The sequence below is a fragment of the Steroidobacter flavus genome (assembly GCF_042651805.1).
In the GTDB taxonomy this organism is placed as follows: domain Bacteria; phylum Pseudomonadota; class Gammaproteobacteria; order Steroidobacterales; family Steroidobacteraceae; genus Steroidobacter; species Steroidobacter flavus.
Genome location: NZ_JBHSDU010000015.1, coordinates 26868 through 40427, shown reverse-complemented (window position 1 = coordinate 40427; position 13560 = coordinate 26868). Strand labels below are relative to the sequence as shown.

Annotated in this window: 7 protein-coding genes and 1 pseudogene; 6 read left to right on the top strand and 2 right to left on the bottom strand. The window is 56.7% G+C overall.

The window, feature by feature from the left end:
* Window positions 1–1108: 1108 nt before the first annotated feature.
* Together ACFPN2_RS28125 and ACFPN2_RS28120 are read right to left on the bottom strand one after the other, a co-directional pair.
* A pseudogene (locus ACFPN2_RS28125) lies at window positions 1109–2199 on the bottom strand (IS3 family transposase).
* Between the two features lie 149 nt (window positions 2200–2348).
* Entirely contained in the window at window positions 2349–3710 is a 1362-nt protein-coding gene (locus ACFPN2_RS28120) for an NAD(P)/FAD-dependent oxidoreductase (protein WP_380602912.1), read from the bottom strand.
* A 645-nt stretch (window positions 3711–4355) separates the two neighbouring features.
* On the opposite strand from ACFPN2_RS28120, the gene ACFPN2_RS28115 reads away from it, so the two are divergent.
* From ACFPN2_RS28115 to ACFPN2_RS28090, 6 genes are all read left to right on the top strand, one after another.
* Entirely contained in the window at window positions 4356–5618 is a 1263-nt protein-coding gene (locus tag ACFPN2_RS28115; RefSeq protein ID WP_380602910.1) for a DUF6786 family protein, read from the top strand.
* A gap of 238 nt (window positions 5619–5856) precedes the next feature.
* On the top strand, window positions 5857–7050 hold the full coding sequence (locus ACFPN2_RS28110; RefSeq protein WP_380602908.1) for a glycosyltransferase: 1194 nt from the start codon (window positions 5857–5859) through the stop codon (window positions 7048–7050).
* Between the two features lie 376 nt (window positions 7051–7426).
* Window positions 7427–7681 (top strand): DMT family transporter, encoded by a 255-nt coding sequence (locus ACFPN2_RS28105; protein WP_380602907.1) that lies wholly within the window; start codon window positions 7427–7429, stop codon window positions 7679–7681.
* 1190 nt (window positions 7682–8871) lie between these two features.
* On the top strand, window positions 8872–9993 hold the full coding sequence (locus ACFPN2_RS28100) for an SDR family oxidoreductase (RefSeq protein WP_380602905.1): 1122 nt from the start codon (window positions 8872–8874) through the stop codon (window positions 9991–9993).
* Between the two features lie 274 nt (window positions 9994–10267).
* Window positions 10268–12331, top strand: coding sequence for a hypothetical protein (locus ACFPN2_RS28095; RefSeq protein ID WP_380602903.1), 2064 nt, complete (start codon window positions 10268–10270; stop codon window positions 12329–12331).
* Between the two features lie 227 nt (window positions 12332–12558).
* A complete protein-coding gene (locus ACFPN2_RS28090) occupies window positions 12559–13500 on the top strand; it encodes an SDR family oxidoreductase (protein WP_380602901.1) in 942 nt (313 codons plus the stop codon).
* Window positions 13501–13560 lie beyond the last annotated feature (60 nt).

Below are 13560 nucleotides of genomic sequence, written 5' to 3'. Positions count from 1 at the left end.
AACTATGAGGCATGCCATGGTCGTGTGCGCAACTCTGCTAGGTGCGGTGCAGGCAAGCGCGGCGTAGAAGAAAAGCGAGTACGGCGCGAGAAAAAATCGCGAGCCAACATCAAGTGGGGTCAGTACCGGTAACATCATCCGATATGTGACGGCAGCAGCAGAGATTAGAAGTACAGCTGCCATGATGGCCCAAAGTGGAGAGAGCTGCATGGGCGATCGTCGGCGGAGATCCGCGCAGATGATCCATCTAACAAAATAGGTGACGGCTATCGACCAGAATGCACCGGAAAGTATGCAAACAAATGTTTCATGTGCTCCGAACTGCAAGAGCGTAAGGATGAACTGACGGATTTCAGAAGCGCTGGTGTCCAGCGTCTTAAGATTGATGCGGGACTGAGCCACACAAAGGCCCTGTATGACCCCGCATATGACAAGAATTATGTACGTAGCCTTTCTCGTCGAGAAGTCCCTGTGAACGATGTACTGGAGAAAGAGAATTGGTAGCAGCAGGGTCGAGAATGGTCCAGATAGAGAGGCGAATACGAGAAACGTCAGTTCTGACCGAGAACTAGGTTTTTGCAGAGGGATGCATATATGTATCGCAAGAGCAGTGCCGAGTATGTAGTGAATAGAGCTGAAGTGGAGCAGAAGGTTGCTTTGATTTGGCTGCAGGAGGATTGCAAACAGAAAGAGAACGGCTAAAGTTTTGTCTAGGCCCCCCAAAATGACGCGCCTAGAGAGTACGATAGCTACGGAGCAGATGGCGGTTGCGGTGCCAACAAAAAGCACGTATGGCGTGGCTGCCGACGGCAGGTGGACGGCTAGGAGGCACATTACTCTTTGCGATAGCAAGTGATAGCCAGTGGTCGTCATCCACAACGATTGCATCCCTAAGTTGTGTGCGTGCTTAAGAAAGTTACCATCGTCCGCGATCAAGTTGTCCGCCAAATAGGAGAGATCTCCCATTCGAGAGAGCAAAGCAAAGAACGTGACGGCGAGCAGTAGAGATATGAATGCAAGGTTAGATTGCGAGACGGGAAGGTTAGAGCTCATTGCTAAAGCCTACAAACTTCAACGCCGAATGAAGGAAACTATCAACGGAGCCGGGTTAGCGGGGCACAGCTATCGGGTTTGTTGCTGAAAGTACTTGTCTGAACTGGTGTGGCTTCAGTTGCCAGAGACCCAAGTGTGGACGAATATAGTTGTACTCGCGTCGGAAATTTTGGATCAAGGTCTTCGTGAGGTTCTTCAACTACTGCATGCTCAGATACTCGTCTCTGAACTTTCCGTGAACGATCGGTTTGAGGCATTCTGCCACGGCTTGCATGCATCGATGTTCGCCATATCGATGTTTGCTTGTGTCGCTAGCGCAGAACCGCTCTGAAAGCGAATATCGGACATTGTCGGGTCTCAGGTAACTAGGTGCTCCGTGAGTGCTCACGAGCTTCGAGAGCGGCTCGATGACGCGACGAACGAATGCTTCCGGCAACGTCGATTGCAAGGCACTCGCGTGTGTACTCATCGATGCCTGTGAGGCACTTCAGCTGCGGTCCGTTGGTGTATATATCGTAGACGAAGTCAATAGGCCCAGAACCATTGGCGCCAAGCGCTGGCAGGGGCCGAGGCCGACTGGCTACGTTGTGTTTGCGAGGCCGTTTTCTCGGCACATGCAGACCATCCTGACGTCAGATCCGATGCGTCCGGTCCGCGCTCATCGCATCGCCGCGCCGGCGTAGGGATACCTGAATGCGGCGATAGCCATACCGTGGATGTTCCGCCGAAAGCTGGCGCATAGCTGCAGCGACGGGGGCGTCTCGCTTACCAACTCAAATTTGTAACGAAGGGTTGATCTGGAGAAAGACACCAGCGCACACGCTCGTCGCTGCGTCACACCTTGTTCACACGAACGGACCTGCCTGCGACGCACTTGTGCGCTCGCCATTCTCTTGCAGCGGCATCCTTCATTATGTCGATCTCTAGGTCGCGTTCGGCGAGCAAATTGTGGGACTTGGAATCCTCGTGCTCCACTTGACGTAGTCGCTTCACATCGACTGACTCCAGCTGTCCGAAGCGCCTGCGCCAGGCATAGATCGTCGCGTCGCTAACGCCTTGCTTCTTGGTCGCCTCAGCGATCGGCGATTGGTTGGCCTTGCGTAGCACATCGACCATCTGTTGTTCTGCAAATCGACTCTTCCTCATCACTCCCTTGTCCCGAGGAGTCATCATCTCACGAAGCTTCAGCCGGGCCGAAATTCACCCGGCAGGTCAGTGGAGCGGAGAAGCAGTGGGAGAGGGCGCAGCAGGGTGCAGGGAGGTGACGGTTTAGTGCTTGTACATCGAACGACCGGCTATGTGCTCCTGCCTGGATATGTTGGGGATGTCCTGGTGTTTTCGGTGCGGTTAACTGGCTCGCGCTGAGTGGCCATGATCCTATCTACCAGTTGTCGCGCCGACCGAATCGCATAGTTTGTGCCCCGATCTTCGGGGTAGATCTGTGCCATTGAGCAGACGTGAAATCCGGCGCGGGGGCCATCCTCCAGTGGAATTAGTTGATTGTAATTCTTTTCAACGACTGGTTGAGACCATTGTGCTCGCCACGCATGGCAATCGCAAATCCAAGTGCGATCCATCTCGGGGAACATCACCTTCAGATAGGGAAATGCGTAGTCGAGAAATTCTCGAGCCGAAGCAGAAAACAGCGGGTCGGATGATCGCATGTACTTGGATAGATAGACTATGTGCTTGCCGCCGTAAGTATCGGGGCTCTCGAGATTTGTATGTTCAATGAGCGCAACAAAGGGAAAGCTCGGGTCATTTATGTTGAGCCAGTATGACTTGGTCAGTGAGCGGTCAAGTTGCAGGACTAGGCACACATTTCCTAGATATCGGATTCTTTCGAGCGACTGAATATAGTCCAGGCTGGACCAGCGCCGAATCATCCGCGCGATTAGAGGCAGGGCCGTTGTCGCAATGATCTTGTCGGAGGTTACAGTCCCGGTGGGCGTTATCGCCCTCCATTGTGAGCCATAGGGATCGATCGCCGAAACCGGCGCATTGAGCTCCACTCGTCCGCCTAACTCTCGTATCCTTGTCACCAGAGCCTCGGAAAGAGCCGAAAATCCGCCTCTTATGTACGAGAACCGCTCTTCCCCATGCCCCCCGCGGCTGCTTGATCGTAGTTTGAGCTTGTTCCAGAACCAAACCGCTGAGATTTGCTCGGCATATTCGCCAAACTTGCCTTTCAGCAGGGGTTGCCAGACGACACGGTACACGTTTTCGCCGCCAAGTTGGCGAAGCCAATCTTGCGCGGTCATCCCCTCAAGTTGCGTCCAATCGCGCACGCGACGTGCACGAAAGATGAGAAGCCCTAAGCGCAGCCGATCAAGCGGACTCAGTGCCTTGAATCTTAGTAGATCAAAAGGGCTCGAGAGTTTGAAGAAATTGTTCGCATAGTAGATCGCGGCATTCGTTGGATTGTTGATCAATCTGTCCTTTAGGCCCAGCTCGCTCAATAGCCGAAGAAGTTCATGATCGTTGGTGAAGAGTATGTGATAGAACCGGTCGAGCTTTGTATTCCCCACGTCAAAGCTAGAAGCAAGCCCTCCAACCTCGCCATCGGCCTCGAGCAGCGTTACTCTTGCTCCTTGCTTTGCGAGCTCGTATGCGGCGGTTAAGCCGGTATAGCCTGCGCCAACTACCGTCACGTGCATGCATTGCTCCTTGCGTCGTTCAGATATAACGGACTGGGTGGCAGTGATCGCTCAGGTTAGTGAAGGGGGGCGTAATGTTTCATAGTCCGTTGACAGGTGAAATTAATCGCTCGCTGGACGGAAGTCGCTCGGCCTTGACGGCTTGCGTTCCGCGTTTCAGAGATTCCTATAGGTTTTATAGCAGTGGCCTCATGTGTCCGCGAGGGCTAGGCAGAGTTGCTCCAGCTGTGGTGGTGCGGGACGTGCACGTGTCCACCGATGTGTTGTTCGACCGACGCCCGCAGTCAAAGTCGCGCGGTGGTTTAGAGCCTGACCGCCAGACGGAGGTTGGCCGGTGAAGGAGCGATGCAGCGAAGAGCAGATCTTTGGCTTTCTGTGGAAGTAGATGCGCGAGTGGCCGTTAAAATCAGCCGAAAGCACGGATCTTGAGGCCAGCTATTACCTATGCCGCAACATGGTCGGCGTTATTGGCGTGTCGGACGGGAAGTGGTGAAGGTGCCGGAGGTGCTGCCCTGCGTATGAGTGCTTCTTGATCGCGGCCGCTTTTTCGAGGGGTGAGTCTAGGTCTAAAGTCGGTCTTATCTACTCCGGTACCTAACCGTTCAGGGGCGGTTCGGAACCGAGCATCAGACCCGGAGAATTGTTGTGAAGGCAAACGTCATTGGGGGAATGCTGTTGATAGCCATGTGTGCTGCCTGTAGTGCGGATCAGTTACAGGATCCGAACTCGCACAGTCATTCCGAGACGGTGCTGGCCGCGACTTTTGGCGAAGATCTGGCGTTCTTGGAGCGACATACCCAGACGATCGTGCTGAGTGATGCGACCGGGCAGGGGAAAGTAGTATTGGCTCCCGCGTGGCAGGGGCGTGTAATGACAAGCACTGCTCAAGGAGATGGCGGCCGCAGTCTTGGTTGGATCAATCACAAGCACATTGCGACGGGGACGCTCGTGCCGCACATGAATGTCTTTGGTGGAGAAGAGCGGTTCTGGTTGGGGCCAGAGGGCGGTCAGTTCTCCATATTTCATGGGAAGGATAAAGGATTCGGCTGGGATAACTGGCAGGTGCCAGCACCGCTTGATTCATTGCCTTTCGAGGTCACAAGTCGAGCGAGGGATCGGGTGACATTCCGCTCGACATTTGCCCTCTCGAACTACAGCGGCACGAATTTCCAGGTCGAGGTTCAGCGAGAAGTGCGTTTGTTGAATACTGGAGTCGCCTGGAGGTATTTAGGGTTAGCGCCGTCGAGCCAAGTCTCTGTCGTGGCCTTCGAGTCGCACAACAAGCTGACGAATGTCGGGACAGAGCCGTGGAGGAAGGGTAGCGGATTGCTGTCAATCTGGATTGCGGGGATGCATCCATCATCGCCTTCGGCAGTTTTCATGGCGCCCATCAAGGCGGGGAATAGCGCTGAGCTTGGCAACGAAGTGGCGCCTGACTATTTCGGCCCATTGAAGTCAGACAGGCTGAAGATTACCAGAGACGCCGTGTATTTTCTGGTTGATGCGGGATATCAAAGTAAGATTGGAATTAGCCCTCGCCGTAGTCTGGGAAAGTTTGGAAGCTATGATCCAAAGCATCGTGTGCTGACGATCGTTAACTTCACTCAACACTCGGGACAGACGGACTATGTGAAGTCCGTCTGGCGACAACAGGAGGAGCCTTACGCGGGCGATGCCATCAACAGCTACAATGACGGGCCAACCACGCCCGGCGCAGAAACTTTTGGTCCGTTCTATGAGATGGAGTCCTCGTCGGCCGCCGCTGCGCTCGAGCCAGGGGCTAGCATCGACCACATGCATCGGACGATTCACTTGATTGGGGCGGAGGCGGAGTTGGAGAAGATCGCGCGCGCTGCGCTAGGGGTTTCGTTAAACGTCACTTTCGCGGCTGGGTTGCAGGGTGAGTAACGGAGATTGGGTAGTTGGCGTTAGAGTGGCTAGATATCGAGAAATCACCGAACTGACTAGTTTGAGCGGGAGGCCATAGAGCCCAAAGGCGCGCGGCGTGCACGGGCTGATCGCCGATTACTGAATAAGTCGATTGACCTCATGGTCCGTGTGATGTTGTCTGATACTAGAGCTGGCGGGTGGAAATGATCAGCCAGGTCGGTGCGGTGTCGCCACAATTGCTTGTGGAGAATCAGGCGTGTCACACAGCGGTCCGATACTTGCCATCATCGTGCCGACGTTCAACGAAGTAGACAACGTTGGGCGCTTGGTCAGTGAATTGATCGATGTTCTAAAAGATATCGAATGGGAAGTGATCTTCGTCGACGACAACTCTCCAGACGGCACCGCCACCAAGGTTCGCCGGATCAGTCACAGTGAATCGCGAGTACGGTGCGTGCATCGAATTGGCCGCAGAGGCCTATCTACCGCTTGCATTGAAGGAATGTTGGCGTCCAGTGCGCCCTATTTGGTGGTTATGGATTGTGACCTCCAGCACGATCCGGCTATCTTGAACGAGATGTTTCGCCTCTTGATGGATGATGAAGCGGACGTTGTCATTGGCAGTCGCTACATCGAGGGAGGGGGGTGCGGTGCTTGGTCTAAGCGACGTTACCGGATAAGTCGAGCTGCTACGCTGATCGGTCGCTGGGTACTGTCGGCAGATCTGAAAGACCCGATGAGCAACTTCTTTGGCATGCGTCGGGAAGTCTTCGATGAGGCGGCCGCTGGGCTATCGGGCCTCAGTTTCAAGATCTTGTTGGATATCCTGATGACCGTGCGTCGTCCTCTTCGGCTGCGGGAGTTGCCGTTTGTACTCGGTGAACGGCAGGCGGGCAATAGTAAGTTTGAGGTCGTAGTTGCTTGGGAGTTCATGATGCTCTTAGCGGACAAGACCATTGGAAGCTACATTCCGGTTCGACTGCTGGCGCTGATGACCAGCGGCGCGATCCTAGCAATAAGCCATCTTGCGATGTTTGCGCTAGCGCATAGCGTGTTGGGGATAGGCTTCGTCGCTGCCGGCGCGCTGTCGGCCACCCTCAGTATGACTATCAGTTACGCTATCAGTAATGTCGTGACTTATCGGGACCGACAAAAGCATGGTATCCGATGGTTTGCCGGGCTCGCCTATTTCATGACGATCTGCAGTATCGGCGCAGCAACGAACGTGATTTTCGCGGGCTATTTGTTCAATCGGGGAGTGGACTGGTTCTTGGCCGCTCTCGTTGGCGTGCTTCTGTGGCTGGCTTGGAATCTCACGGCGATGAGCTCCTACGTGTGGGGTCTAGGGAAGCAATTCGCAGCTCAAACAGCGCGGCCCACGTCGGGTATTCTGCGAGGGTCTGAGCCCGATCAGAAGAGCGATCCCTCGGGTGAAATGAATGCGTGGTAACGACGACGGGGCGTTCAGCGGGGCGCGTTAGAGAGGGCAGACTGAATTAACGGGTGTGCGAGCCTCTATCTGATCACGCTGCGTTTGGGACTTGTCTTGAGCTTCGGGGTGAGCAGCACTTGGTGGATTTGCCCCAGAAGTTAGCGCCGAAGCAATACTGACCCACCCCATCGAAGTAAAAGTCACCCATCTGGGCGAGGATGACGGCTTTCTGAGCCGTCTGGCGGGCGGCATTAGCCACAGTTTTCTTGATATGGGGGGCGTCGTGGGAACTTGGGCACTTGCGTTACTCAGCATCGGCCTGTCGGTTACCGCACAGTTTCTTTTGAAAGCAGGGATGTCATCGTTGTCTAGTCATCCAGCATCAGCAGTCGGGATGTCGACACGGTTGCTGCTGGCTTTGGTGTCTCAGCCCTACATCGTGATGGGCCTGGCGTTGTACGTGCTCGGTGCGATCGTCTGGTTGTCGGTGCTCGCGCAGTGGGATGTGAGTAAAGCATATCCGCTGGTGGGACTCGGCTTCGCTGCGACGTTGGCGGTTGGTTATGTTGGCGGCGAGCAGGTAACCTCATTCCGCCTGGTCGGAGTCATGCTCATTTGTTCTGGGGTGGTTCTAGTGAGTCGCAGCTAGTGTGCGGACGCTTCTTTTGGTCGGCTTGTAGTCGAACTGCTGATCAACTGCGCTGTCCTGACCGGTTATGAGGCGGATGAAGATGAATCCGTGAGCGTGGCGACGATTCGCATGGAACTGAAGAGTGCCATTGGCAGCGAGGAGACGGAGGAAGACCGCCCGCTACGCGGGGCGCCGAGGTATTGAAGGAAGGCTCAAAAGAAGATGGACCTGAAGCTCTACGGCTCAGAGGCGGCGGTCGAGTCTCCGTCACTCTCCCAGGTGAGCCCTAACTGGCTCGTGTAGGTACCCACGCCACATCTCACGGGAGGGAACGATCCGGTGATCATAAGGATTCGCATAGGTGATGAGTAACGCGAGTGGAGACAGAACATCTACCGTCCCCGAAGCACGAGTTGCGATTCTTGCGCCACGACGACACCAGCATCGGGCATGGCTCCACTCGCCAGAGAGAGAAAGCTTAAAGCGATATGCCGAAGGTCGTGGTTCACGTCGTGAATCGGCGCGTCCGGAGGTTTGAGGGCAGCTGCGGGCCTCGATTCGCCGGCGATGACCCTCCCAAAGTGCTCGAACGGTTCCGCACGCTCCCGCATTGCCCTCTGGATCTCCGCTAGAAGGGGTCACCGTACAGCTCACGTGGGCACATATTTCCGTCACGTCGGGTGCGGAGCGTCCCCGCCCTCTTCCAGGATTGCGAAAGACGGTCCTTGCTAGGCATCCGGTTTCTGCTGGGTCTGGCGATGCCGTCTGACCGATCTATCGGAAACATCACCATGCATCAGGAACATGATGGCGACCGGGTACATGAGTGCACTGCCAATGGAAATGCGGAAGGTATGATGAACGCGTTCTTCATGTTCAGATTGCGCACGGCAAGACTGCTTGGTCGTCACGTCGGCGACTATTTCGCGGGTTAGTGTTTGGCTGCGGTGCTAGATGGGTAAGCGCAAGGGCGATCGTGCGCCAGTGCACGCCTTTCCTAGGGGATGAATCAACAAGCCAGCGCATCCCTGTGCGTGGCGCTTGATCTCTTCGTACAGCGGAGGCGCTGACTCTTCGGTTGAGTGCGCTAGGTACACGCGGGCCGATGCTGGCGCAGATCCCCTGATCACGAACACTGAAGGCAACTGAGCTCCCTAACTTGCCTCAACCTCGATTGCAAACTAGTTTGGATACTTAAGGAGTCATGCGTGTCGAACGATGAAGGCAAAACCAAGGGCGCGCTGACCCAATATGCAGGCTCGCGTCGGCGATTTCTGCAGCGCGCCGTTTTCTCCGCCGCTGGTGCGTCCGCTGCGGCGGGGTTGCTCAATCTTTCCGAAGCAGAAACGCGTCAGGGACTGGAGGATACAGCGGCGGCTGAGTGCCCAGATGTCAAGGTTCCCATGAAAGACGTTGCTGGGAAGGTGGCATTCATCACCGGCGGATCGAGTGGCATCGGGTTGGGTATCGCGCGGGCATTTCTCGATGCTGGCATGAAGGTTGCGATCGGATACCGGACCACTTCGCACCTGCAGGAGGCCATGAAGTTCCTCGCGGTCGCAGGTGACCGTGTGCATGCGGTCAAGGTCGATGTAACCGATCGTAAACAGATGGAGCAAGCCGCTGCCGAGACTGTCAAGGTATTTGGTAAGGTGCACGTGCTGGCCAACAATGCAGGCGTAGTGACCATGCCGACGCTCGTGGATACCGACTATGAGGATTGGAATTTGGTGATGAACGTCAACGTCGATGGTGCGTTCAACGGTTTACGCGCTTTTTTGCCGCACATTCGAGCCCACGGCGAGGGGGGCCAGATCATTGCAACAGCATCCTTAGGAGGACTTTGGGTGACGATCCCAGTGCATGGGGCCTACTACGTCTCGAAGTTCGCGCTCATTGGCATGATGGAGGCGCTGCGTGTGGAGCTTGCCGGGACCAATATCGGAGTATCCATCTACTGTGCGGGGCCAGTGAAGACTGGTTTGAAAGACGCGAGCGTGGATCCCGGCAAAGCGGACGACATCAGGAAAAGAGACACATTTCGGACCGCCGGATTGGATGGAAGTCAGATCGCTCTCGATAAACTCGAAGCCGGTCGGTTCGTGTTGCGAGGGATGCGTAACAATGACCTCTACATTCTGACGAGCCCCGAGTTCAAGGAAAATATTCGCGAGAGAAATGAAGCACTCTTGGCGGCGCTACCACAGGATGTGCATCCCAACGAGACTCAGGTCGAGTGGGCCAAGCGTATGCGGCGAGATTCGATCTACGGCGTCGAACTCCAGCGCAGTCGGTGTGCTCGCTCGGCGCATGCAAAGTCGGTGAAGTGACCGGCTGCGAACTTCGCACATTCCTGTTGGTCACTGCGGCTGGAGTCACGTGTTGCTGAACATCTTGCGGACGACTTGGGGCGCACCGCTCCTGTTGAGCTTTGCAAGTAGCTCGATTGCTTGGGGGCACGTGGATGAGGGAGTGGGGCGGGGAGGATCTGTAGCGGAAGTGCCCGCGGTGTGTGGTACTGCGGTTGCTCCACGGTTGTGGGTCGACTCCGGTCACCCTTGGCGCCCCCCGTTTGGACTCGAGCGGGTGGGCGCGCCGCTGGTCGTGCAGATCGAACTGACGGGGCACGATCTGCCAGCGCGCGAATACTTCGTCGTTGCTTATCGCGGCGGGCGCGAGGTGGAGCGTCAACTCCTCCATCCGGTTCAACCCAACGCGAATGAGCGGGATCGATCAATTTCTTATGCGGAGGCGATGCTGTCATCGCGTCCCGATGAGATCGGCCTCGGTGCTCGATGCATCGGCAACGGAAGGCTTCAGGAGTTAGTGCGCCAGCCGATCGAGTTGCCAGCGATTGACGCTCAGGCGCGCGTACGCGCGGACCGACGCATCAACCCGGTGGATCTCGGCTCGATCCTCGTGCCTCACGAAGGGCTGCTCCTCGTCGCAGGACAGAAGGCCGTCATAGACTTTGCGGTCATTTCCACGGGACGTGACATCCCGGAAGCACATCTGCGCGCAGGATTTGACGGAGGAAAGTCTGTAGAGACTCGACTCTCACTTAGAAAAGGTGAGCGGCGCGCACGCAGTCTGATGCTCCCGTTGACTTCCACGGCCGATCGCACCGTGCTGCAAGTGAGTCTCACTGAGCGTGGCCGTGTGCTGTGGACGAAGGCTATTCCCACGATGGTGGTGGCGCAAGCGCCTCAATGGCCTTCCTTCGCGGCAGTCGAAACGAAGTTGCGCTATGGCGCGCCGATATCGGTCAAGAACGCGAAGAGCGACACCTATTCCTCAATCGACTATGAGCGAGGCTGGAATGCTGCGCTCAAAGACATCGTCGTCTTCTTGCCCAATGGCGCCCGCTTCGTGTTTTGGCGCGGAGCGAGCTACGCGCCATTTTGGGCGAGCAGTTACAACACCGGTGTGAGCTATCAATGGGCGGAAACGATACCGCCGCCGGGATTTGAAGACGCGGTCGAGCCGCTTCAGGACAAGGAACTGCGTTTTGGGCGGGTGAGCATCCTGGAGTCTACCCCGGCGCGAATCCATGTGCGCTGGACCTACCAGTCGGTGGACGTGCACTACCGAAGCGTGGGGGATGAGGTGACCGAGGATTTCTATTTCTACCCGGATGGATTCGGCACCCGCGTGGTCACCTTGGTGAGCGCGCGACCGCAAGACTACGCGTTTTCGGAGTTCATCCTACTCACGCCGCAAGGGGCATTTCCACTCGAGGTGCTGCCGCATCCCGCGGTGGAACTGCTGTTCTCGAACGGCGAGAAGCGACGAGTCACCTTTCCGGTCGAACCGGGCAGCTATGGTCCGATGGACATTCCGTTCCCGAAAGAGACAACGGGGAAGGCGTATCATCCTGTCGAGCGGATTCTCGCCCAGAGTTTGCGCTATCAAGAAGGAGCAGGCCGCAAGATCTCGCCTGCCGATCTCGATGGGATCAACCGCAGTTTGCTCAAGATCTCTTATCCTGCGACGCCCGTGATGTTTCGCATCATTGATCATCCCGAGGATTCGGCGACTGCGGTCTATTTCAGCCCACACGCCTCTGGAAGCCTGCTCGCCTTCGCGCCTTTTAGAGATCGCGGGCAACTCGTGGCGCCCGCCTACTGGGGAGATCACTGGCCTCTCGGGCGAGGTGCCATGACAGGTGGGGCGATCAGTGATCGGATCTATTCGAGCCCCAGTCATGTCAGTTTGATGGATCTCACGGAGCCTGAGCCCTTGTCCACGGGCACATCGATGATGATCGATGCAACTGGCGTCGCACGGCAGATGACGATCCAGCGGCGCGCTTGGCTGATCGGTAAGACCGATCTACCAGATTCTGAGCTGCTGAAATGGACGAACAGTTTCTCGTCTCCACCGTCAGTGAAGGTCACGGGTGGACGGATCGATTTCCCATCGTATGTCCCCGAGCGCCGAGCGCTGCGACTCATCGTCGAAGCGCCTGTTGTAGAGATCGCACTGAAACCCTCGGGATACCTAGTGAACCCTGTGATCGAGCTCGACGGGGCACGCCAGAAACTGGAGAGCATTGCCGTCGACGGCAAGATTCTGCCGGCCAGCCGCTATGCCTGGGATGGCAAAACGCTTTGGGTGAGCGCCGGAATGGATTCCCATGGCGGTAACGTCGTTTTGAAGTTCCGATGACGGAGCGCGGCGATTGCTCGAAGTATCGAGAAAGCGGCCATGCTGAGCGACAGGAGAGAACGATGAAAGAACTACCTCCATTGGGATTGGCGCGGCGGCGTTTCATCACCCATACCGGTCTCGCTCTTTCCTCCGCCACAGCGATGACGGTGTCGTGCGTTCCAGACGCTACGGCGAACGAAACAAACTCTCGTTCGGTGGCGGGCTGTCCGTCCATCAAGAGGCCAATGGAGAAGATCGAGGGCAAGGTGGCCTTCATCACCGGTGGCTCGAGCGGCATCGGGCTGGGCATCGCGCGTGCCTTTGCTGATGCGGGCATGAAGGTTGGGATCGGCTATCGCTCGGACAAGCACCTCGAGGAGGCGATGAAAGGATTCGGCCAGGCCGCAGTGCGGGTGCATGCCATCCGTGTGGACGTTACCGACCGACCGGCCATGGCGAAGGCGGCGGAGGAGGTCCTCGAGGTATTCGGAAAGCTGCACGTACTCGTCAACAACGCCGGCGTCGTTCAGCACATGCCATTGAGCCAGGCGACCTTCGACGACTGGGATTTCCAGATGAGCGTCAATCTCGATGGCGTGTTCAATGGCATCCACAGCTGCTTGCCGCACATTCGCTCGCACGGAGAGGGAGGGCAGATCATCACGACCTCTTCGATTCTAGGCCTCTTCACGGGGGCGAATTCTGGGATCTATTCGGCCACGAAGTACGCCGTGCTGGGGCTCATGGAGGCGTTACGTGCCGAGCTCGCCGATTCGAACATTGGCGTGTCGGCGTTTTGCCCAGGCATGGTGATCTCAAACATTCAGGAGTCGAGCCGCAATCGGCCGAGCGAGCTCGCCGATACGGGCGTCAAGGCCGATAAAGATGCGCAGGACAAGGAGCGCGCGCTGCGACACGATCCGGAGCGCGCCATGGATCCGCTGGAAGCGGGGAGGTTCGTGTTGCGCGGGATGCGCGACAACGATCTATACATCCTGACGCATCCCGAATATGAGCAGATCCTGAGGGACCGTAGCGACGCCCTCTTGGCTTCTATCCCCAAGGACGTGCAGCCCACGGAGGCGCGCCTCGCCTTGGCACGGTCAGGCGTCGAAAAGTCCATTTATGCGATCGAGCGTGCTCGGAAGCGTTGCGAGCCAGTCACCAGCACGAAGTTCACGAAGTAATGCAACAAGAACTGCGCCCCCTTGCCTCAACTGAGCGTCTCAGGACGACTGTAGAAGAAT

Coding starts and splice junctions, on each gene's coding strand:
- ACFPN2_RS28090 (WP_380602901.1), top strand. CDS start 12,559: ATGGAGAAGATCGAGGGCAAGGTGGCCTTCATCACCGGTGGCTCGAGC.
- ACFPN2_RS28120 (WP_380602912.1), bottom strand. CDS start 3,710: ATGCACGTGACGGTAGTTGGCGCAGGCTATACCGGCTTAACCGCCGCA.
- ACFPN2_RS28105 (WP_380602907.1), top strand. CDS start 7,427: ATGTCGACACGGTTGCTGCTGGCTTTGGTGTCTCAGCCCTACATCGTG.